Raw genomic sequence first — 21,880 nt, forward strand, 5'->3', positions numbered from 1 at the left:
CCGCGGGAGATTACCATGCATGAATCCGGCGCCAAGGTTGAAGCTTGACACTCATTATCGTCGCTGCTCGCAAGGGTTGCTACCCATACTCAGGGATGGGTTGAACATCTACAGGTATTGGGAGAGGGACGTGCCTTGCGAACTTTGTCCGGCAATTCATCTCTAATGCCAATGCAGTATGGGCATGCAACCATCTAGAGTATGCATGCCCACAAATTCTCTCTGCGTTTCTACTTCTCTTGAGTCACAAGGACTTATCAACGACAGCCCGAAACGCGATCTCTATGAGCTGATCGGGCAACGCCAGTCGTGTCACTCCGACGAACGTGCTCGCACATTGAGTACTCTCCAATCCGTACATTTCTTTCCGAACCTTGCCGGCTACCTTGAAAGCCGACGGCACGTCCAGAACGTAGAGCGTTTCCTCAACGACATCATCCAGGCTCGCATCAAACCGTGCGAGAAGTTCTGCGGCGTTGATGTAGGTCTGCCTCATCTGTTGTTCCATCGTCGAAAAATCAACAGGTTTGCCTGACTCATCAAGTTCTGCCGGAGCGATCATGTTTCCGTTGTGATCATGGCTAAGCTGACCAGAGAGATAGATGACGTCTTTTACCTGAACGGCCTGCGGGTAACCATAAGCCGCCTCCCAGGGCACCCCAAACTTTTCAAGCTTTCTTGCGAGTTTCGAGCTACTCATTGGGCATTCCTTTTTCTGAATGTTGAAGGATGTATTTTATTGGTGGCCTTATTTGCGTCCGTCGGGGCCACACAAATACGCTCCGAATCAATACTATCCGGCGCTGTTATCGTTTCGTTTTCTCCCTTGTGGGAGATGGCCGAAAACATGCGGCTTTACTTGATGCGACCAAGAGGTTGCTGTTTCGCGGCTCAAGAGTGATTTGGCTAGTGGCACGACCTGCTCACCTACCAGAATGCCCAGCAGGCCTATTAGCGCCACAACAGGTGGGGCGGGGGAACGAACATTGAGGAAACTGTAGATCACACCAACGAGAAGGCCGGCAGCGAGCGAAAGCAAATAAATTTTCATCAGGGTAGCCCTTTCTAGCAAGGACCGCTGCGACCACGTCGGTCGAAGCAGCCGCTATCTTAAATGGCGGGGTTGGGACCAATCCGCTTACCGTGACGCACGCGTTCATCGGCCTTGTGCACCATCGTATAGGCGTAATCGACACCCATGCCATAAGCACCGCCGTGCTCCTGAACCGTCCCGATGACGGCGTCGTACGTCTCCTTGCGAGACCAGTCTCTCTGCCATTCGAGCAGGACCTGTTGCCAAGTCATCGGAACCACACCTACCTGGATCAGACGTTCCATCGCATAGTTGTGCGCTTCTAACGACGTTCCGCCTGAGGCATCAGCCACCATGTAGATCTCATAGTCGGTGTCATGGAGACATGAGAGCGCGAACGTCATGTTGCAGACTTCAGTCCAAAGACCCGCCACGACGACTTTCTTGTGACCAGCAGAGGCGTTCTTGGCCAAGGAATCTCTGACATTCTGATCATCCCACGAGTTCATCGAGGTGCGCTCGAGAATGTCATTTTCCGGAAAGACGCCAAGAAGTTCGGGAAAAGTGTTGCCTGAGAATGAATCCGTTTCCACAGACGTGATCGTGGTAGGGATTCCGAAAATCTTGGCTGCTTTGGCAAGGCCAACGACATTGTTCTTGAGCGTCTGCCGGTCGATTGACTGGACACCGAAAGCCATTTGCGGCTGCTGATCAATAAAGATGATCTGGCTATTCTGCGGTGTAAGCACTTCGAGCTTTGACATGGGAACTCCTCATCTAGATTTTCTTTAGTTACGGCTAAGTGTAAAAAGAAAGTATTTATCGCGCTACAATCTCAAAAAAATCTTGCAATTATCAGTTATGATCGTAGAGAACGCTAATAAATATCACCCTGATCGCCATATATCTAAAAACAGGCTAATATTACTTTTAAATCGACGACACAATCATGTCGTCACTTCGTGCGGCGAGCAATTACTCAAGCGTATAGAGGCCCCATACCGGGGGGTAATAGAGATCCTGCTTACGTTGGGAGCGAAATATACGTGATCTTACATAGTTCGAATTTTCCAACGGTTCGCACTATCATGTTTTCAATCTGGTCTGATCCCGAGCGCATCCACCAAGTAACCGTCCGGTGAGCCTTGCAATTGCCCATAAGTAGTGTGGCGAATTGCTTCACCCGCCCGACTTAGCCTTGCCGGTGAACAAGTAATCATGATTTGTCATGTGACACCGAATGATTGAGGTGCAGGCATGGGGCGGAGTTGGGTGGAAACAGAAACTGCCGAGTGTATCTGGGGGATGTCCGGCTGAACCGGCGCCTGGGGCAATGTTGGAGACTCTCGGAGAACGTCCAGGTAAATCACTGAGCGCGGCGTTTCAGGACTGGTCAAACACCAAGGCCGCTTACCGTTTCTTATCCAACGCGAATGTCCGCGAAGACAAGATCCTTGAGGGGCATTTCGCCGCCTCAGCCCTGCGCATCCCCGCAACTGGCGGTTCCATCCTGATCCTGTAGGACACCACGGAGTTTTCCTTCAAGCGCCAGGCTCCGGACAAGATAGGATAATCGACGGGCCGCAAGCTGAAGGAAGGCCGCGACCAGAAGCATGCGGTCTGTGGGCTCCTGATGCATGCCAGCCAGGCAATCACGGCAGATGGCCTGCCAGTCGGCATTACGGTGCCCAAGCTCTGGTCGCGTGCCAAGTTCAGGGACCGCCGCCCTCAAGCGCAAGATCAATCCGAACCGGGTACCGATCAACCAGAAGGAAAGCATGCGTTGGCTCGACAATCTGCGCCTGTCCACCGAGCTAATAGGTGCGGCCGAGCGTTGTGTGCATGTTGACGACCGGGAAAGCGACATCTACGAGCTCTATTGCCTGGCCGAAGAACTCGGGACGAACTTCCTCCTCCGCAGTTGCGTCGATCGCTTTGCGGAGGATGGCGGCATACTTGTCTGCCAGACACATGCATGCGCGATAATAAAGGTAGGAGCTTCGCGCAATTCGCAGCTGGTCGAGCAGTTCTGGCAAGCGATACACCTTTTTAAGGGCGTCAATCAGCTGTGACTTCTCCCGATTTCTCAAGATCTGCAGATCGACGCCCAGTTCGTTTTTAGGAGTTCGGCGCATTCTTGGTGGGATAACCCAACTGGCGAATGGTCGCATTAGGCCGCTTGCCAAGCCTGATATAGAGCTCAACGACTCGAAGTCTGTCTGCGTAGGAATACATGAACCACCTCCTGGTAGTCCAAGTTTTCGTCCGCACCCCAGGATATTCCACCAAGAATTGAGCCGCCTGTAAGTATTGTTTTCTGATCAGGATTTGGTATAGGGAGTATCTTTTTCTCTTCTTTTGCGCTGCGGTTGAGAATCTGGATTTGAATCCCGAAACTTATACCTGAGCCAATTCGTCCACACGGCCCAGGATTCAGCGATTCTATATAAGGAAGAAAAAGGCCGCCCCTTTTCAACAGAAGCGGCCAAGTCAGACGTCACACTTGGCATCTCCAGCGGAAGGGGGCGGATGCTGGCTCAACTACAGTGCACGTCGTACGCATCACTGGGGAGGGACTGCGATGATGCGAATGACGAAAAGGTAGCAAGAATAACAACTGATTTGTATCATACTCGGGTGTATGTTAGGCGATACGTGAGGCTCAGCTATGCACGACAAATACACGTCCCGTGCATTATGAGTGCGATGGCGAAACGCTGAGCGACTCCCCACTCGTTGGACAGTTTTCGGGGTGATTTAAGCTACTCTCTGCCCCTGCTGGCCGGTTTCGATCTGGTTGAGGTAGACCACGGCGGGCGGCTGTCCGCCACGGGCAGCGTGAGGCCGCTGGTGATTGTAGAAGGCGATCCATTTAGCGACGCCGGTTTTGGCCTTCGATCCGGTCTCCCAGGCGTGCAGATAGACGCATTCATATTTCAAGGAACGCCGCAGGCGCTCAATGAAGATGTTGTCGAGGCAACAGCCCTTGCCGTCCATCCATGCATGTTTACATGCACGAGAGGGGAGATCCGGGTGCCGACCCGCTTTGGCCGGTCGGTCAAGGCGAAGGATGTGAACTAGCTGCCCTGATCCGTATTCATGATCTTGGGCGGACCGAACCGGTGGGTTGCTTCGTTCGACGGCTCGACGCGAAAGTCCGCCTCCTGCGAGTTGGAGATGCGCCAGGACAGAACCTTGCGCGTGAACCAGTCCATGATTGCAACCAGGTAGAGGAAGCCACGCCGCATCAGTAGTGGAGTAAGAAGCGCTGTTGCGCTTTTCCTCCCCGAACCGTACATGCACCTTTCAGCGCATACGGCTCTCCATTCAAACTTGGCCCATGGCCATTGCAACATCATGATAGCGCGGGGTGACGATGCTGCCGGTTTCACTTCGGAAGATGCATGGATTGGCCCCCGGATTGCGCCAACGGAACTGACCGCCACAGCTCCCTTGTCCGTGATGGCTTTGCGCAGGTTGTCCCTGTCGTAGGTGGTATCGGCCATGACGATGTCGGCGGGCAGATCTTGGATCAAGGCTTCGGCTTGCGGCGCGTCGCCCTTTCTGGCCTGCGGTCAGTGCAGCCGAGGCCACGCACAACCATGTGGATTTTCGAGCTCAAGCCTCCACGAGAGTGTCCGAGAGCTTGATCTTCAGTCCTTTTTTTGCGCCGGAGGCGTGCTGATGAGCCCGGACGATTGTTACCCCCCGATGAGCCTCGCGTGCGCTCGTTGCCGTTTATGTGAGGTGAGATCTTCTCCCACTGATCATCTCGAAGAACCCGACGATCCAAAACACCCATGACTGCCCCAAGAGTCCACTCGGCCTAAAGGGATAGAGCTAAAGGTACTGAGGGTGGAGACTCTACATTGTCAGGAACTTAGGAACGGCATCAAGAATGCCGTAGGTCATTCCCGGTTAAAGTCCCCGATCCCAGATAGATCGACGCCAACTTCCGCCTTGTTCGGATCCTGAGCCCACAACTGTTGCCGGAGCTCATTCTTGGGATCCGGCTCCGCGGCTTCGGTGTCTGGCGTCGGTGAGCCTTCCTGTGAGGAGGCTGGCTCCGGAGCCGCCAGTTCAACGCCCTCTCCTGGATTTTTTGCCGTGAACACATACTCCCCGTCAAAATACCCGGTCTGATACGCCTCGATGGCATCTCTGAAGGCCTCCGGAACCGGCGTGCCGTACCACTTCGCCACGATCCTGTAGACCCGAGCAAACAGTTCGGTCCCGATCTTGACGTTGTTGCAGGTGTCGAACACGTCCGTGGAGACCTGGGACTTGTCCGAGATGCCAAAGCCAATCGGATATTGCGTGATTCCGACGCGGACAACGGCTTTGCCGAGGTGATCCTGAACCAGCTTCATCGCCTCTTCAGGTGATTTAGCTTGTCGAACCAGAAACGTCTTCGACCCGGCACGCACGGTCACGTTCAACGCATCCTCCGATCCTGCAGCCGCGATGAACTCTTCAACGATGGCAGGGGTCAAGGAGGGGTCGGCACATTGCTCAATCAGGGCAGCATCAATCATGGGTTCACTCGTTGAATGCGATCACCAGCGGAACATCGAACAGCTTTGCCCATGCTGTGACGCTGGCGCGTTGAATGTCGGTGATGTTGCTTTCACCCGTCCACCAGCCGTTGCCGATCGCAACGATTGTGTCTGAGCCCATGGCCATGGATTGCAGGACGGGCAATACAAGAAGCTGTTCGTAGCAGATCAGAGGCGCGGCGCGGGTGCCTGTGACTTGCATGACGGGATTGTCGAAGAAGTAGGCGTTCGCACCGCCTCCATCGCCCGTGAGCCGACGCCATGGTTGCCACATCGAGACCGGGACCGGCATGCGCTCGCGATAGAGAATTCGCGATCCCTTCCCTGAGATCTCCACCATCACCGTGTCGTAGCCGCTCCGCTGAATGACTGCAGCTCCTCCGATCACTGTCACCGGCAAATCGGACAAAGCGTCCGTCCAAAGCCGTTCGGTCGTCGGGGTCCATAATCCGAATGCGCTCTCGGGTAGGACAGCGACTTTCGCGCCTTGTGCAGCAGACTTGCGGACCATGGCAATGGTTTCCCGCTGCTGCTCGTAACCGGCAGGCTGTCCAGCCCCTTTGTAACCGAAAGTGGTGTTGATGCCGGTCCAGCCCTCCATTACCCTTGGCTCTGTCCAGAATGCGGCGGACCAGGCAGCACAACCGGCCACCACCGGAACCGCGATCCGCCAAAATCTTGTGGCCATCGCAAGTAGCAGGATCGCGGTTGCTGCCAGCCCCAACCAGCCCCATCCCGGCAAGAGCACACCGGCTGCGGTAATCGGGCCGGCCCAACCCATGGTACCGAAGGGTGGCAGGCTCATCAGAACACTTGCGATCAGGTAGCGCAGCATTCGTGGCCAACCGGATCTTCGCGTCCAAAGCGCAGAGTGAACGGCGACAAAGACGAGAGATGCCGCGAACCACAGCCCCAATCCGATCACATATTGGGAGCCGAAGAAGATGCTTGCGCCCTGCGGCAAGCCCCGTGAGGCTCCAAGGAAATGCGCGGCGGCCACTAACGCAGCGACGGAGCGCGACGGAGCGTTTGCCCAGAAAGCCGGAAACAGCATTCCGGCCGGCAACAGGAGCACATACCCGGACCAGCCGATTGTGCCGGTCGCCACGCCTCCCAGGATGCAAAACAGACTGCGCGCAAATTTAAGGCTGGAAGGTGAACACTTCTCGCGCCAGGCCGAGGGTGCCGCCCGCCGGAATAGGTCCAAAATATCTTGAGTCAAAGGAAGCCACATAATCGGAATGAACAAAGAGTGCGCCGGCGGGAACGACGCCCCCGGTAAAAGGGGTCAAGGCGCGTCCCTGCCCGTCCGTCGCTTGAATGGAAGAATGCGCCAGGCGTTCCCCGTCGATGGAAACCTGGCCGCCCTCAATGGCGATGGTTTGCCCGGGCAGGGCGACGACGGTTTTGATGAGCGGTGCCATACCGCCATCACACAGGCCTGCCGGAAGGTAGAGCCGTTCTCGCGCCAGTTCGATCGCCGGCGCATTTACCGGCGGACAGATGAATAGGGTATCGCCCAAACGCACTTCGCGAGGCAATGTCTCGATCCGCCAAAGTCCGAGCGGAAAGCTCGGTGTTGTGTTGATCCGGTATCCTCCGAGGGCACCGGCCGCGGCAATGCCGCCAATTGCCATTCCGGCAAGAGACAGGATGAGCAGAACCCGTCGCCTGTCCTTCCGCCCTACCTCACTTATCACCGGGTCATGCCCTGATCTTTGGAAAGATCCTTTTTCAACGCCAGCGCCTGAGCTTGCTCGTTAGATTGCCTTTTGGCGTTCACTTTCTGGATGGCATTGAACTTCGGCCATGCGTCGGCAAGCCTGGCCCGGTCTTCATCGGCAACCCGGGCAGCCGCCTTCTCAAAGGCAACTCCCTCCGGCTTGGCGGTGCCCATGAACGCGCGCTCCCCGAACCGTTGGTCCAGCTTGGCGGCAACTTCGCCGAGCTCGGCCTCGACCATTTTGTCCGCCAGAAGGAAGGACAGACCACTATTCAAATCGTTCCGGTCGATGGCATCGCGGATCCGCGACAAGACCGTCTCCGCCGCAGGTGACAGCGCTGGAATGTCGACACGTGACAGATCCCGTTCGCGCTCGAGTTCCACGGTACTTGAAGTTACGGTCTCGGCTCTAAGACGGATATAAGTTTTCACATCATCGCTGAGCTGCGGAACGTTGTTCAATGCCTGCTCGCGGTTTTCACGGGCGGCCCTGCCCGCCAGCATGCCGGTCTTGCCGCGCAGCACACCGAACTGCTCGGGCGCATTGGCCAGATCTTCCGCGAGCCTGTTGCGCGCTTCCGTCTGCGCTTCGCCACTCAACGTCACGATGTCCTCGATCCGCATCGCTTTCACGGCTTGGTCCGGCTGTTCATAAACGAGCCGGGCGCGGTTCTGAACTTCGGCCCAATGAGTTGTCAACGTGGCATCCGACTGCAACTTGGCCTCCACAGCGTCAGGAATGGACATGGCCCACATCTTCACGCCCGCGATCCAGGGTTGTGACATGGCTAAATGTTCGCGCGACTGTCTTTGGACGGTATTCGTCTCCCCAGCAAGACCTCGCTCAAGACCGGTCAAGCCAATCCCCAGCTTTTCACCGAGGGACAATAGCCGCTCACCAAGCCCGAAGAGTTTTGCCTTCTGCTCTGCAAACCAGCGGCGCTGGTTCTGGACCATCGCCTTGGCGACCCGAAGTCCATAGAGCCCCCGGCTATTGGCGTAGCTGAGTGCCTGGGCATAGAGCTCCGAGCCGGCATAATCGAGCGTCGTATCCTTGGCGCCCTTCCTGGAAAGCACTTCTATCAATCCACCATTCTTCGCGAAGGACAACGCGCCGTGATAGAGCTTGACGTCTTCCCGGTGCCGGGTCATCGCCACATAAGTCAGATGCCGGTCGAGGGAGAGCGTTGCCAGCACCTTCACCTTGTCGACGGTGGCGCCTTGCGATTTGTGTATCGTTGTCGCGTAGCCATGATCGACATTGCGATAGGTCTTCTGATTGACCTCGACGCGCCGGATCTGATCCGAACCGATATCGCCGATCTCCGCGAGGATGCGCCCTTCGCCCGCCTCGATGACCCGGCCGATCATTCCATTTTTTACGTTCAGGTCACGGTCGTTTTTCAGAAACACGACCTGGTCGCCGGCGGCAAAGAACCGCTCCCCCTCCTCCGTGCGGAATTTTTCTCCCGTTTCGATCACATCACGCTCGATCAACACGTCGCGCGCCATGCGGTTCAGCCGGTGAACATCTTCCCGCAAATGCGCCAGCATCAACATCGACTTCGACGGATCGTAGTCGCGTGACCAGTCGTCGATCATCGCCCCAAAGACCTGATCCTTGAGCGGCATGCTAACGACGTGACCATTGGACTGATAAGCGCGGATCGCGTTCGCGACATTGCCGCGGGCAAGATCCATGGAAGCGTCGCGCATCCATTGTTCGCGCTGCCGGTAGATCGTACCAAGTTCCGCGTAACCGGTTCGCTCGGTCAACGAGCGGAAGGCGGCGCCCGCTTCAATCGGCTGAAGCTGCTCTGCATCCCCGATCAGAACGAGCTTGGCTCCGGCCTTGGCGATCGTCTCGACAAAGACGCTCATCTGTCGGCTGTCGACCATGCCGGCTTCATCGATCACGAAGACGGTCTTTCCACTGGGAAGACCTTCGCCCCTACCCCAGGACAATTGCCAGGACGCCAAAGTGCGCGATGCGATCCCGGCTTCCTTCTCCAGTCCTTCGGCCGCCTTGCCCGCAAGTGCGGCGCCGACGACCTGATAGCCGTTTGCCTCCCATACCTCGCGCGCGGCTTTCATCATCGTCGTCTTGCCCGCACCTGCCCGGCCGACGACCGACGCCATGCGCTCGTCACCCGTGATGCGCTCGATCGCAACACGCTGCTCATCGGAAAGTTTGTGGACGCTCGAAAGTACTCGGTCGCGCAAACGCGTGTCCACACCATGCGAGGAAACGGACACAAGATGATCCGCCCGCCGCGCCATCTCTGCCTCAAGCCGCATCATCTCCCGGCTGGTAAACTTCGCCGGTTCCATTTCGCCAGTTTCCGGATCAACCGCTTCGGCCGCAAGCTTCACGACATCCGGAGAATTCAGAACGCGTGCAAGCAGGTCCTGGAATCTGCCCGGATCGTCCACGTAGCGGTGAAGGTATTTGGCAATGTCTTGGGTCTCGAAAACGCTCTTCTCGCGTGTGATGGCATCAATGACGATTTCCGGCCGTCGCGTGATCCGCCTGACATTCTCTAGACGGCTTTCCGCATGCCATGACGAGCGTTCCAGACCGGCATCGCGCCCTTGCGATTTTGCCTGGCTAGCAATGTTGCGCGCCTGCACACCGATCTTCGATGTCGGCAGCAGTTCGATGCCTTGAGCCTCATAGCTGCGATGATCGATCCGCGCTTCATGCCCGGCTTGTTCCAGGCTCTTGTTCGCATGTACGGCCCAAAGCTCACGCCACAGTTTCAGCGTTTCCTTGTCGCCCGCCCAGGCTCGATACTGAAGCTTTCCATTCTTCTGGCCGCCCTTCCGAACCGGCTCACCTTTCTCATCGACAAGCGTTTCCCACTTCGACCCGAAGCCCTTCTCGGTCAGCGGCGCCATCGTCAGCATGACATGGACATGAGGATTGTTTTCCTTGTCGTGATAGACCCAATCCGCAACCATGCCCCGCGATGTGAAGGCTTGCTCTACATAGCCCTGCACCAGGGCAATGTTCTCCTCCCGGCTGAGTTCAGACGGCAGCGCCAAAACGATCTCACGGGCAAGCTGTGCGTTGACGCGTGTCTCATGCGCCTCGACCGCATTCCAGAGCGCTTCACTGGCACCCGCTACACTTCGCCCATCGATCAGCGTCCGGAACCATTCCGGCGTCTGATCAGGCAGCGCCAGCTCCTCATGAACCAGATCGCCGTCTTTGTGGGCGTAGTCGAATGTCTTGTGATCGGAGTCGTTCGACACCGTCATTTGCGCTCGATGCCGGTAAGCGGCCGCAGCAACACTCGACCGGCCTTCGCTCCGGGTGATTACCTGGACATGGAAATGGTAGATGGCCATCGAGGGCAGGGATTCCGGCTGTGAAGAGGCTGACGGGGACGATCAAAGAGGATAGCGGGGAGACAAAGCGCCAGAACGGCGAAGACGGGATTACAGCCCAATGGTTGCAATTAAATTCTCGTACCAGCATAGGATAGCAGATGCAATCCTAAAAGTGCGCTCTACACTCAACGATTGAAAATCGTTTCCGCTTGAGAGCTATCGCCGTTGGCGGCGATAGGGCGCTGGAAGCACTGTCCTGGCTTCAGCAAAAAGTCTGTTCTTTGCCGATCCACCGTGCAGGCGATGAGGCAAGTCCTCCACCGCCCAGACCCGGTTTACCACAGGCTTCGGCTTTCACTTCAGCGCTTTATGGGGAGCGCGTTCAAGCATTCGCCTGCTCCGTCCGGTTTTCCTCAAAACCGGACTGCGGCCCTCACGGGCTGGAAAACCGGATCTTCAGGGAGCGCATCAGTTTGCCGTGAGGCCGCTCCGCTTCTTTCGAAGCGGACTCCTTCTTGGTTGTATCCACGACAAGTTTTGCAACCAAACTCGACTTCGGGATTCTAACACGTTATGAGCGTGCCCCTTGCCTTTAAACAACCCATTTCAAAACAAGGAACATCTGATGGCTCCGCGCAATTCCAAAACCGCCTCCGAGCAGATCGACGACATCGAAGCGCAGATTGCCAAGCTCCAGCAGAAGAAAAGGCAGGTGCTCAAAAAGCAGTCCGAGCGCGTTGCCAAGCTCGTCATGGAGAGCGGCCTTGCCGAACTCGACATCGATGAGGCCGACCTCGCCAAAGCCTTGAATGACCTTGCGGCCCGATTTCAAAAGCCGGCCGCTTCACAAGCTCACGCTGCAGCTCCGCAGAATTGAGGGGCAATTCAGAAGTCTAGAAAACCGGATAAGGCGAACGCGATTGTTGGATCGAAAAAAAGACGCACGCGAGAAAATCCAGCTTGGCGGCCTCATCGTCAAAGCCGGTCTTCGCGAGACAGACAAGGCCATCCTTCTCGGCATTCTCATGGATGCTTCGTACCGCCTTGGCGACATGAACGAGCGCGACAGATGGCGCGCGATCGGAAAGGCCGCATTCAAGAATGACACTCAAAAGGGCGCTGCTGTTCCTGATACCGATAGCCCTGATGCTGATAGCGCTATGGGGTCTCACCGGGATTGAAACCAGGCTGGCTTCCTTCGCCACGACGCAGAGAGCCTATCTGTTGCTCGGCCGGATCGGGCTCACCCTTCCCTTTCTTGTCTCTGCCGGACTGGGACTAATCGTTCTCTTCTCAGTACGCGGCAGTCTCGACATCAAATGGGCTGGCTTCGGGGTCCTCGGCGGAGGCCTGATGGTCTTTGCTACCACCGCACTCCGAGAGGCGCTACGGCTCAATGCTTTCTCGGAGCAAGTTCAGCCAGGGTCGCTTCTGCAGTACACCGATCTCTATTCGCTCGGTGGTGCAGTCGGGGCGCTCTTTGTCGGTCTGTTCGGTTTGAAGGTCGGGCTGAAAGGCAACAATGCCTTCGGCGACACCCGGCCGAAACGAATTTCCGGCCGCCGAAGCATCCATGGCGAAAGCGATTGGATGGACGGTAAGACCGCTGCGAAGATGTTTGCCGAGAACGGTGGGATCGTCATCGGGGAGCGCTACCGCGTCGATAAGGACAGCGTTTCGGAAATCAATTTCGATCCACGCCACCCAGAGACCTGGGGCAAGGGCGGCAAGGCGCCCCTCATCGCGTTTGATCAGGGCTTTGGATCGACACACGGCATCGTCTTTGCCGGCTCTGGTGGATACAAAACCACATCGGTCGTCATCCCGACCTGCCTCCAGTATCCCGGTTCAATGATCGTCCTCGATCCGTCGACCGAGATTGCACCGATGGTATCGGCAAGCCGCAACGCGATGGGCCAGAAGGTCATTTGTCTCGATCCGAAAAACCGACAAGTCGGGTTCAATGTCCTCGACTGGATCGGACAGTTTGGATCCTCCATGGAAGAAGACATGGCAACAGTCGCCGCCTGGCTCATGTCGGAGAAGCCGCGGATCGCATCCGGCGCAGACGACTTCTTCCGCACAAATGCGGAACAGCTCATCACCAGCGTAATCGCCCATGTCGTCTTTTCCGACCTGGACAACTCCTCTGGAAAACGGTCGCTGCGCACTGTGCGCAGCATTCTCACCAAACCGGAAGAGAACCTGAAAGAGTTCCTGGCGGACATTCACGACACGGCGCCGAACGAGTTCGTCAAGGAACTCGTTGGTCCCTTCATCAACATGACGCCGCAAACCTTCTCCGGCGTCTATGCGACCGCCGCCAAGGAAACCCACTGGCTCTCCTATGATACTTACGCCGCGCTTGTCTCAGGCAACAGCTTCGCAACCGACATCATCGCCAATGGGCGAACAACCATCTTCCTCAATATCGATCTTTCCACCCTGGAAAATCATCCTGGCATGGCCCGAGTGATCATCGGTGCGTTTCTGAAAGCGGTCTACAATCGCGATGGAGACATCAACGGCCAGGTTCTATTCCTGCTCGATGAAGCCGCGCGGCTCGGCTACATGCGCATCATCGAAACGGCACGTGATGCCGGCCGCAAATATGGCATCTCGCTTCTGATGCTGTTCCAGTCGCTCGGCCAGATGCGGGAAGCCTTCGGCGGCAAGGATGCCACATCCAAGTGGTTCGAATCCGCCTCCTGGGTGTCCTTCGCGGCCATCAACGATCCGGACACAGCGCGGTATATTTCCGAGCGCTGCGGCATGACGACGATCGAGGTCGAACAGGTGAGCCGGTCTTCACGTGGCGGGCAGGTATCGCGGAACCGCTCCCGTCAGCTCTCCCAGCGTCCTCTCATTCAGCCGCATGAAGTTCTGCAGATGCGATCCGATGAGCAGATCGTTTTCAGTAGCGGCAACGAGCCGTTGCGATGTGGCCGGGCCATGTACTTTCGAAGGAAGGAGATGACCGGGAAGGTGGAAAAGTCGCGGTTCGGAAAGGAACGTCGCTAGGGATGCGGAGACCAGCCTGGTCCGCGCAAATTGCTGCACAGGTAGATCTTCACCAGAAAAGACAACGGTGAAAGCGGGAATGCAGATTGCCGGTCGTCAAACAAGCCTTGGCCCGGTCGATCCGGGCCAAGGCTTTCCATCGCGAAGACGAGAAACGGCCGCCTTATAAGGGCGGCACGCTTTCGATTGCTCTGTCCTGATCTGCTGCAATGTCCGCGAATTCTGCTCTCAGGATCTCCAGCTCTGCCGTTATCTGGCGGCGCTCGCCGGCATCGACAGCATTGCGGAGCTCTGCGCGAAGTTCTTCAATCTGGATTTCAAGGTGCATCGTCATCTCCTCTTGATTGTCTTCGAAAGATGACGCCCGAAGGTGTGGTGGTGAGGCTGGGTCAAGGATCGCGCGAGCGACCGCCGGCGGCGGCGCGCGGGGGTGCCGATTTTCTGGCGCAGCCGGAAAATTGGGGGGACCGCGCGTCCTTGGGGCAGACTTGCCGCCGCACTACACTCGGGCGAACTGAGCAGACCAGGCCTCACCTGGTTTAGGCACAAAAGAAGGCTGTCGCGCTCGATGCGCGGCAGCCTTCTCAGCATTCGGAAACTGAAACACGGATGAATGGCGTGAATCGACTGAACGTAATCGATTCATAGTATTCATTGGACGGAGCCTGCCTCGTCAGCGAGACTCCTTCCATGCATTTACAACAACGCGGACCGGTCCATCTTCGCCGCATTGACCTGGCCCGGAACATGCGGCGGTTCTATTGCCTCACCGTTCAGCCGACGCTGTTTGGTGGCGCTTCTCTCATTCGCGATTGGGGGCGTATCGGAACCCGGGGACAGACGATGATGGAGACATTTGAGAGCCCGGCCGATGCCACCAATGCCCTGTTGCGGATTGAGCGATCCAAAAAGCGGCGGGGATATCGGGAGACAATCGCGGGGGTCGAATAACTTCTGTGTCGATGGGGAGGCATATTCGCTGCGCTCGGAAAACAACGATCGAAGGCCTCGCTAGTGGCGAGGCCCTCGTGCTGGCCGCTTAGTCGCGGTTGCCAGTCGGGCGGGACCAGATGAGCTGCAGGCCTTCCTGACCTTCGACCTCGATGAGGGTAGCGTAGATCGGAGCGGGGAAGCTCGGATCGTCCAGCTTGACCGAGATATAGTCGCGCTCGGTGTCTTTGGCCTGCTTCTGCCATCCGGCTCCAAGTTCGACCGAACCGGAGTAGATGCGGAATTGCGGGCCGTTTTCGGAGGGGTTTTCGACGCGCTCGAGGCGGGCCTTGACGTTGAGGGCCAGCGTCTTGATCTGACCGGTGAAGCCGTTCTTCGTGGTGGTGAATGTGCCGATGTTTGCCATTGTCTTCATTCCTTCGATGTTTCGGGCCACGACCATCGCGGCCTCGATGGCTGTCGAAGAGACCGGGAACGATCGGCGCGCATTCCTGCGGAACCGAAATGAAATGGAGGACGGCGGAAAGACACTTTCTTGGCTACCCGCGAGGAATTCGAACGCCAGTTCGAAGGGGAAGAAAGTATCTAGCCGCCGTTGCGTCAAGCCGAGCGAGGCGAAGCCGGGTCCCGGTCAGACATGCCTCAATCGAGACCGCTTTGGGCGGCGCGTATTTGACATTTTAAGGAAATGAAGACCTGCAATCGTCGTTTCCGGACCACCGATCCACGGCGGCGCACGAGACGAGAATGAGCGTGCGTTATTGGCGTTGATGCCGGTCCGGGGAATTGTCGATCTTTAAGCTCCGAACAGACCGGCAATTCTTGCTTTGCCACGTATGTTCAATGGCAGGTCTGGATGGTCGAAGCAGGCGAATGAAAACGGGAATAGGCACACATTGGTTCAGCGCCTCTGACACCGGCTCTCGCTTTGCCCGTGCCGTTTCAGTCGAATGGTGGTTCAGTGATCTCCTGCTGCCCTGGACCAGAACGAGGAAATCGGCCGACTGCGCCGTGCGCCGCCATCAAGGCAAGCGTCGTCGATTGTACGCCGACGCCGAGCGATAGCAGGCAAGTGTGATTGACGGAGGACTCACCTCCCTCGACAGTCACATTGGGAATGGAAAGCATCAGGCTGCCTCCCGCTCTTCGCTGACCTGTGTGGGCTGAAGTGCGTGCAGATAAGTCACCGCGCGCTGCGCATGGGCCGCCGCCTGAAAGATTGCCCGCTTGTCGTCTCTGAGCACCTTGAGCCAGGACTGAAGGTAGCTGGCGTGATCCGGCCGGGGCTCGAGCTCCGGCACGATGCCGAGATCGGCGCAGAGGAAACAGCTTCCGAGTTCGGCCACGAGCTCTTCGCGTGCACGCTCGGTGTGGCACTTGTGATAACGCGAAAGATCGCGTCCGACCCTGCTCCCGGGTGCAGTCCAGTGAACATGCTCGTGACTGAGGACAGCTACGTAGGATGCAGCGTCCCGAAACGTCTCGAAGGGCGGCATCTGGATGTGATCGCTTGCTGGCGCGTAGAATGCTTTCGATCCGCCGTGGCGGATGATCGCACCGGTGTTGGCGAAGAACCGGTCCGCGTGCTCGATCCGTTCGACCGGATCGATGACCTTCTCGGGCTGGTGGTAATAGTGATCCGGAAGCCCCTCGATCTGGTCGCAGTTGAAGACTGTGTATGTCTTCAGAAACGGGATATCCCGTTCGACCTCATCGCCGCGGGAATCCGTTTCGGTCTTGGTGAAGCGGCTGGCATAGACGACGGTTGCGCCGGTTTCGCCCTTGCGGACCTGCGCGCCGATCTGGCTGGCCTGACGGTAAGTCATCCAGAGCGGAGCTTCAAAGCCGCGGGTGAGGCTCTCCGACCAGAGCAGCAAAACGTTGATGCCCGTGTATGGCTCGCCGGTATGTCTGAGCGGCCGTGTGATCCGGCCTTCGAGCCTTACCGCGCTCCACGGTTTGATCCAGGGGCGGGCTCCTGTCTCAAGATCGGCGACGATTTTCTCCGTGATCCGTTCGTAGATGTCGGCGCGCGGACTTTTCTCTTTTCTCTTCATTTTTCAAACCTCCTGAATTCAGGACCGCGCCGATTGCGGTCCGTCACGGGGTCCGAAATGGCGGAGCGCGGAGGCAGGAACTGCACCCAAGCCGAGGCCCCGGCGCGCGAAGCGCTGCGGGGTGGCGAAGGGCCGGAACGAAGAGGAGGACGGCAACGCCGTTGCAGCTGCTGCCGGCTCCGCCCGGACTTTCCCGGGATGGGCCACGGTCGGTGCGGCCGCACTTCAGAAAAGGCGGCGCCAGGCGCCGCCATCAAGGATAAGATGAGTTGTCAGTGGACGGAGTGGCCGCCGCTGTAGGGGTCGTACTCGAAGAGCACTTCGACATCGGCGTCTTCGATCTCTTCTGCGGGGAGGACGCCGTATTCATCGCCGGATTTAAAGAGGACGATCGGAGTCATGAGGGTGCGGGCGAGGCTCCAGGCGTGCTTCTGGGCGAGGGAAAGATCGTGCTGCATTCGAGGGCTCCATCGTTGGAGCGGGCCAATTCCCGCTCTTGATGGCTCCGTCAGTGTGCGGCTTAGCGGACGCGATCACCGCGCAGGCCAAAGCCAAGCGGCCGCAGCTCGCTAGCGGACCCTTTACGGGTTGATCGTGGAAGTCCGCGCCGCACCAGGAATGCCATCTCTCAAAAGAGCGGGATTGGATTGGGTCCGGGATAGAGTCCAAACGTTGTTCGATCTGAGGCCCGGGGCACGTATATGCTCGTGCCGGCAACCATTCTTATGAAGCGATTTGCTCGCTGAGCGAATGGCAAAAAGGGGGCCGCGAGGAGACCGTCGGCTCTTAGAAACTAAACCTCGCTATTCGGAAATGAACTGAGTTTGCCACCGCAAATCTCTGACATCCCAGCATCTTCTACTGGTATCACGCAGAGTTGCAATTCACATGTTTAATTTGAATTCAATTGCACGATAAGTTGATAGCGTATTTACACTTCGACGAAGCGATGAAATATTTATCGCAATGCGTCTAAGTCAAAAGTTGCCTTAGTTCACGCTGAAGTTCAATTAATTCAGGTAGAAATACTTTCATCACTTTGTCTGGGTCAATGGATGAGCATGCATAGCCGATGTTAACGGCGGCGACTGTGTGACCATGTGCATTCAAAATCGGAACCGCTATGGAACAAAGACCAATTTCTACTTCTTGATCGATCATAGCATACCCCTCCAATCTTACATTGACGAGTTTCTCCATTATTTTTTTGTGTTCAATCAGCGTCTTTTGAGTGAGTGCGGGAAGAGGTGCTGCGTTTAATCGAGTTTGAGCTTCTTGCTCTGGCAAGGACGCAAGCAAGACTCTTCCCATGGACGAACAATAGGCTGGCAGCCTAGACCCCGGCATAAGCGCTATAGACATTACCTTTTTTTGTGCGGATCGTGCGACATAGACGATCTCGCAGCCGTCAAGGATGGAAACTGACGAGCTTTCCCCGATCCTGTCAGAAAGACGATCGAGAAGTGGTTGCACAACGCGTGGCAGTGGCATTGTAGCGAGACAAGCCGTTCCGAGCCGCAGAACCTGTGGTGTGAGAGTGAAGAACTTGCCGTCCCAGTCTGCATATCCGAGATGAGCCAGAGTCAGCAAACACCTGCGCGCAGTCGCTCTGTCGAGACCCGATGCGTTCGCAACTTCCGAGATTGATTGGCGAGGGCATGCAGCTGTGAAGGTTTCGATTACCTGCAGTCCTTTGGCAAGGCCACCCATAACGTCGCGATTAGCAATCAACTTTTTTAGTCTCTCATTTGTGCGATATGTAAACAAAATAATCATATCGCACAAAAGTGGTGGACGATAGTCCTGCTCCATCGCTATCTCCAATGCGGACAGGCTCAAAGCCTTTCCAAGTAGGAGACAATGATGGACAAGAAGGTTTCAGACCTTGCCACCGCTGTGGCGGGGATCGAGGACGGCATGACGGTGATGATCGGCGGTTTCGGCGGCTCCGGATCTCCCATCGAGCTGATCCATGCGCTGATTGACCGCTATCGCGAGGCGGGACATCCGAAGGACCTCGTGGTCGTCAACAACAATGCCGGCAACGGTCATGTCGGCTTGGCCGCGCTCATCGAGACGGGCATGGTGCGCAAGCTGATCTGCTCCTTCCCGCGCTCTGCCGATCCGGTGGTCTTTACCGAGATGTACCTGGCAGGCGGCATTGAGCTGGAGCTGGTGCCTCAGGGCACGCTGGCGGAGCGGATTCGAGCGGGAGGTGCGGGAATTCCCGCCTTCTACACGCCGTCTTCCTACGGAACCGATCTGGCAAAGGACAAACCCATCGCAGAGTTCGAAGGTCGCATGTATGTGCAGGAACGCTGGCTGAAGGCGGACATTGCGCTGGTGAAGGCCGAAACAGCGGACACTTTCGGGAACCTGACCTACCGCATGGCAGCCCGTAACTTCAATCCGCTGATGTGCATGGCCGCGGTGGAGGCCATAGTGCAGGTAAGCCGGATCATCGAAGCGGGTGGGATCGACCCCGAGGTCGTCGTCACGCCGGGTATCTTCGTTCAAAAGGTCGTTGAGGTGGCAAACCCGCTGCAGGAAGAAGACCTCAACCGCGCCAATGCCGCCTATCCGCTGGAGGCCTGAGATGGAAAAGCTTTCAAACAACCAGATTGCCTGGCGTGCGGCACAGGATATTGCCGACGGCGCCTATGTGAACCTCGGCATCGGCTTTCCCGAAAAGGTCGCCCAGTTTCAGCCGGAGGGACGCGAGGCGATCTTTCACACCGAGAACGGACTTCTTGGCTTCGGCCAGGCCCCGGAGCCGGGTTCGGAGGACTGGGACCTGATCAACGCCGGCAAGAAAGCCGTCACGCTGAAGCCAGGCGCGGCCTTTTTCCACCATGCCGATAGCTTCGCGATGGTACGCGGCGGGCATCTGGATGTGGCCATCCTGGGGGCTTATGAGGTCGCTGAAAACGGCGACCTTGCCAACTGGTCGACTGGCCCGAATGGTGTTCCGGCAGTTGGCGGGGCGATGGATCTTGTGCACGGCGCCAAGCGGGTTGCCGTCATCACCGACCACGTCACGAAAAAAGGACAGCCAAAACTGGTCAAGCGCTGCTCCTTGCCGCTCACCGGCGTCGGTTGCGTGACCCGCGTCTATACCAGCCTGGCTGTGATCGACATCGAGAACGGTCGCTTTGTGCTGCGTGAAAAACTGCCCGGCCTGTCGCTTGAAGATCTTCAGGCGGTTACCGGTGCAGAGCTTGTTGTTCCCGGCGCTGTCGCTGATCTTGTTGTTCCCGAGGTGTAAAATGGCTGAAGCCTTTATTTGCGATTATATCCGTACGCCCATCGGTCGCTTTGGCGGGGCGCTGTCCTCCGTCCGCGCCGATGACCTTGGTGCCATTCCGCTGAAGGCGTTGATGGAGCGTCATCAGAACATGGACTGGGCGGCGGTCGAGGAAGTCTTTTTCGGCTGCGCCAACCAGGCTGGCGAGGACAACCGCAACGTCGCCCGCATGAGCCTGCTGCTGGCCGGTCTGCCTGAAACCGTGCCCGGCACCACGTTGAACCGCCTGTGCGGTTCGGGCATGGATGCGGTCATCGGTGCTGCTCGGGCCATCAAGGCGGGTGAAATGGAACTGGCGATAGCCGGCGGCGTGGAATCCATGTCCCGCGCTCCCTTCGTCATGCCCAAGGCGGAAACCCCGTTTTCACGCCAGAACGAGATTTTCGACACCACCATCGGCTGGCGTTTCGTCAACCCGCTGATGAAGAAGCAATACGGAATCGATTCCATGCCCGAAACCGGCGAGAATGTTGCCGAAGACTATGCCGTCTCCCGCGAAGACCAGGACGCCTTTGCCCTGCGCTCGCAAGAGAAGGCGGCGACAGCACAGGAAAACGGACGTCTGGCACGGGAAATCACGCCGGTGACCATTCCCCAGCGCAAGGGCGAACCGATTGTCGTCGACAGGGACGAGCATCCGCGCGCAACATCGCTGGAGGCGTTGGCGAAGCTGCGGGCACCCTTCCGTGAAGGCGGCAGCGTCACCGCAGGCAACGCGTCCGGCATCAACGACGGTGCTGCAGCCCTGATCGTTGCGTCCGAGGCAGCGATCCGCAAATACAGCCTGACGCCGATCGCCCGCATTTCCGGCGGTACGACGGCAGGCGTCGAACCGCGCATCATGGGCATCGGCCCGGCACCGGCAACCAAAAAGCTGTGCGAACGGCTTTGCATTCAACCGACTGATTTCGATGTCGTCGAACTCAACGAAGCCTTTGCAAGCCAAGGCATTGCCGTCCTGCGCCAGCTCGGAATTGCCGAGGATGCACCCCACGTCAATCCGAATGGCGGTGCCATTGCACTCGGGCACCCGCTCGGCATGTCGGGTGCGCGCATCGCTGGCACCGCAGCACTAGAGTTAAAGCACTGCGGTGCCAGAAGAGCGCTTGCCACCATGTGCGTTGGTGTTGGTCAGGGCATTGCACTTGCATTGGAAGGTGTATGAAACACCCCGGTGGTTTCAGTTGATATTAGGCGGAGCTCAAAAGAAATTCCCCGGCAGCCTGCCGGGGAACAAAGAACTGAAATCTTAGAATACCAGTTTAAAGAACTGTTGGGTTGATCCCGGTTCGCGCAACTTTGCTCATTAAGGTTCTTTGCAGCGCCTGTTCACATTGTTGGGAAACGCTCATCAACGCGGAAAGATCAATTCCAGTTTTTAGTCCTTCTGTTTCAAAGAGGTTGACTAGGTCTTCAGTCGCAACGTTACCAGTGTATCCACCGCCATAGGTTACGCCAGTAGGGTGTCCGCCTACACCGCCGAATGCGCAGTCGAAATGGGAATCACCAGCTTCCAAAGCTGCGAGGCAGTTGACTAAACCGGTGCCGCGGGAATCGTGAAAGTGTGCAATTAGCGTGAGCTCCGGTAGTTCTGATGCAAGTAATCTGCAAAGGAATCCGACCGACTGTGGACTTGCCATTCCTGTAGTGTCTCCAAGGGCAACATGGGAGATACCAGGGCGTGCGAATTGCTCCGCATCAGAAATGACGGACTCTAAATCAACGCGACCCTCAAATGGACACCCGAAAGCAACCGAGATCGTACCAACGACGCGGAACTTGTCATCTGCGTGTTGATTTCCATTGAGAAGTGGCTCTGACTCACTGTTGATTACCACAGGGAACTGACCCGGCTTGGCCTGATAGGGGGTGCGGACGAAAACTTGGACCACCAAGAGGGTA

General features: G+C 57.2%; 21 protein-coding genes and 3 pseudogenes. 8 read left to right on the forward strand and 16 right to left on the reverse strand.

The features are described 5' to 3' along the window. Nucleotides 1-244 precede the first annotated feature (244 nt). The 3 genes from ACX3M4_RS30825 to ACX3M4_RS30835 form a co-directional block, all read right to left on the reverse strand. Complete coding sequence (locus ACX3M4_RS30825; RefSeq protein WP_459359603.1) at nt 245-700, reverse strand: RidA family protein; 456 nt, start codon at nt 698-700, stop codon at nt 245-247. 93 nt (nt 701-793) lie between these two features. Then, entirely contained in the window at nt 794-1,051 is a 258-nt protein-coding gene (locus tag ACX3M4_RS30830) for a XapX domain-containing protein (RefSeq protein WP_459359604.1), read from the reverse strand. Between the two features lie 59 nt (nt 1,052-1,110). After that, a complete protein-coding gene (locus ACX3M4_RS30835) occupies nt 1,111-1,797 on the reverse strand; it encodes a hydrolase (RefSeq protein ID WP_459359605.1) in 687 nt (228 codons plus the stop codon). Between the two features lie 569 nt (nt 1,798-2,366). On the opposite strand from ACX3M4_RS30835, the gene ACX3M4_RS30840 reads away from it, so the two are divergent. Next, complete coding sequence (locus tag ACX3M4_RS30840) at nt 2,367-2,555, forward strand: IS4/Tn5 family transposase DNA-binding protein (RefSeq protein WP_459359606.1); 189 nt, start codon at nt 2,367-2,369, stop codon at nt 2,553-2,555. A 421-nt stretch (nt 2,556-2,976) separates the two neighbouring features. Here the strand turns inward: ACX3M4_RS30840 and ACX3M4_RS30845 are convergent. From ACX3M4_RS30845 to traA, 7 genes and pseudogenes are all read right to left on the reverse strand, one after another. Further along, nucleotides 2,977-3,153: pseudogene (locus tag ACX3M4_RS30845) on the reverse strand (IS3 family transposase); the annotation flags it as partial. Nucleotides 3,154-3,790: 637 nt separating this feature from the next. After that, entirely contained in the window at nt 3,791-4,030 is a 240-nt protein-coding gene (locus ACX3M4_RS30850) for an integrase core domain-containing protein (RefSeq protein WP_459359607.1), read from the reverse strand. Nucleotides 4,031-4,470: 440 nt separating this feature from the next. Next, nucleotides 4,471-4,835 (reverse strand): annotated as a pseudogene (locus ACX3M4_RS30855) (transposase family protein); the annotation flags it as partial. 106 nt (nt 4,836-4,941) lie between these two features. Further along, nucleotides 4,942-5,568, reverse strand: a complete 627-nt coding sequence (locus ACX3M4_RS30860; RefSeq protein ID WP_459359608.1) for a lysozyme family protein — start codon at nt 5,566-5,568, stop codon at nt 4,942-4,944. A 4-nt stretch (nt 5,569-5,572) separates the two neighbouring features. Beyond that, nucleotides 5,573-6,697: a conjugal transfer protein TraB gene (locus ACX3M4_RS30865; protein ID WP_459359609.1), complete on the reverse strand. Its 1,125-nt coding sequence runs from the start codon at nt 6,695-6,697 to the stop codon at nt 5,573-5,575. A 34-nt stretch (nt 6,698-6,731) separates the two neighbouring features. Beyond that, on the reverse strand, nt 6,732-7,226 hold the full coding sequence (traF, locus tag ACX3M4_RS30870; protein ID WP_459359731.1) for a conjugative transfer signal peptidase TraF: 495 nt from the start codon (nt 7,224-7,226) through the stop codon (nt 6,732-6,734). 59 nt (nt 7,227-7,285) lie between these two features. After that, nucleotides 7,286-10,663, reverse strand: coding sequence for a Ti-type conjugative transfer relaxase TraA (gene traA / locus ACX3M4_RS30875; protein ID WP_459359610.1), 3,378 nt, complete (start codon nt 10,661-10,663; stop codon nt 7,286-7,288). Nucleotides 10,664-11,270: 607 nt separating this feature from the next. On the opposite strand from traA, the gene ACX3M4_RS30880 reads away from it, so the two are divergent. The 3 genes and pseudogenes from ACX3M4_RS30880 (at nt 11,271) to traG (ending at nt 13,666) form a co-directional block, all read left to right on the forward strand. Further along, entirely contained in the window at nt 11,271-11,522 is a 252-nt protein-coding gene (locus tag ACX3M4_RS30880) for a TraC family protein (protein ID WP_459359611.1), read from the forward strand. A 28-nt stretch (nt 11,523-11,550) separates the two neighbouring features. Then, nucleotides 11,551-11,757, forward strand: a pseudogene (gene traD / locus ACX3M4_RS30885) (conjugal transfer protein TraD); the annotation flags it as partial. Further along, nucleotides 11,747-13,666 carry a Ti-type conjugative transfer system protein TraG gene (gene traG, locus ACX3M4_RS30890; protein WP_459359612.1) on the forward strand — a complete coding sequence of 640 codons (1,920 nt, stop codon included), beginning with the start codon at nt 11,747-11,749 and terminating at the stop codon, nt 13,664-13,666. The pseudogene traD and the gene traG, both read left to right, overlap by 11 nt. A gap of 163 nt (nt 13,667-13,829) precedes the next feature. Here traG and ACX3M4_RS30895 read toward each other — a convergent pair whose 3' ends face one another. Then, nucleotides 13,830-13,994 (reverse strand): hypothetical protein, encoded by a 165-nt coding sequence (locus ACX3M4_RS30895; protein ID WP_459359734.1) that lies wholly within the window; start codon nt 13,992-13,994, stop codon nt 13,830-13,832. 362 nt (nt 13,995-14,356) lie between these two features. Between ACX3M4_RS30895 and ACX3M4_RS30900 the strand changes: the two genes are divergently transcribed. Beyond that, on the forward strand, nt 14,357-14,617 hold the full coding sequence (locus tag ACX3M4_RS30900; protein ID WP_459359613.1) for a WGR domain-containing protein: 261 nt from the start codon (nt 14,357-14,359) through the stop codon (nt 14,615-14,617). Between the two features lie 88 nt (nt 14,618-14,705). Here the strand turns inward: ACX3M4_RS30900 and ACX3M4_RS30905 are convergent, their stop codons facing one another. The 4 genes from ACX3M4_RS30905 to ACX3M4_RS30920 all read right to left on the reverse strand — a co-directional run bounded on the left by ACX3M4_RS30905 (nt 14,706) and on the right by ACX3M4_RS30920 (nt 18,450). Beyond that, nucleotides 14,706-15,023 carry a DUF736 domain-containing protein gene (locus tag ACX3M4_RS30905; protein WP_459359614.1) on the reverse strand — a complete coding sequence of 106 codons (318 nt, stop codon included), beginning with the start codon at nt 15,021-15,023 and terminating at the stop codon, nt 14,706-14,708. Nucleotides 15,024-15,744: 721 nt separating this feature from the next. Beyond that, on the reverse strand, nt 15,745-16,674 hold the full coding sequence (locus ACX3M4_RS30910) for an ArdC family protein (RefSeq protein WP_459359615.1): 930 nt from the start codon (nt 16,672-16,674) through the stop codon (nt 15,745-15,747). A 272-nt stretch (nt 16,675-16,946) separates the two neighbouring features. Then, nucleotides 16,947-17,132, reverse strand: a complete 186-nt coding sequence (locus ACX3M4_RS30915; RefSeq protein ID WP_459359616.1) for a hypothetical protein — start codon at nt 17,130-17,132, stop codon at nt 16,947-16,949. Between the two features lie 514 nt (nt 17,133-17,646). Continuing rightward, a complete protein-coding gene (locus tag ACX3M4_RS30920) occupies nt 17,647-18,450 on the reverse strand; it encodes an IclR family transcriptional regulator domain-containing protein (protein ID WP_459359732.1) in 804 nt (267 codons plus the stop codon). Between the two features lie 87 nt (nt 18,451-18,537). Here ACX3M4_RS30920 and ACX3M4_RS30925 point away from each other — a divergent pair, with 87 nt between their 5' ends. The 3 genes from ACX3M4_RS30925 to pcaF are packed head-to-tail and all read left to right on the forward strand — an operon-like array spanning nt 18,538 to nt 21,143. Further along, nucleotides 18,538-19,269, forward strand: a complete 732-nt coding sequence (locus tag ACX3M4_RS30925) for a 3-oxoacid CoA-transferase subunit A (RefSeq protein WP_459359617.1) — start codon at nt 18,538-18,540, stop codon at nt 19,267-19,269. 1 nt (nt 19,270) lies between these two features. Then, the gene (locus ACX3M4_RS30930) at nt 19,271-19,939 is read left to right on the forward strand and encodes a 3-oxoacid CoA-transferase subunit B (protein WP_459359618.1); all 669 of its coding nucleotides are present in this window, start codon (nt 19,271-19,273) and stop codon (nt 19,937-19,939) included. 1 nt (nt 19,940) lies between these two features. Then, nucleotides 19,941-21,143 carry a 3-oxoadipyl-CoA thiolase gene (gene pcaF, locus ACX3M4_RS30935; RefSeq protein ID WP_459359619.1) on the forward strand — a complete coding sequence of 401 codons (1,203 nt, stop codon included), beginning with the start codon at nt 19,941-19,943 and terminating at the stop codon, nt 21,141-21,143. A 97-nt stretch (nt 21,144-21,240) separates the two neighbouring features. On the opposite strand, the gene ACX3M4_RS30940 is transcribed toward pcaF, so the two are convergent. Further along, nucleotides 21,241-21,870 (reverse strand): beta/alpha barrel domain-containing protein, encoded by a 630-nt coding sequence (locus ACX3M4_RS30940; RefSeq protein WP_459359733.1) that lies wholly within the window; start codon nt 21,868-21,870, stop codon nt 21,241-21,243. Between the last annotated feature and the right edge of the window lie 10 nt (nt 21,871-21,880).

It is taken from the genome of Roseibium sp. M-1 (assembly GCF_054515675.1).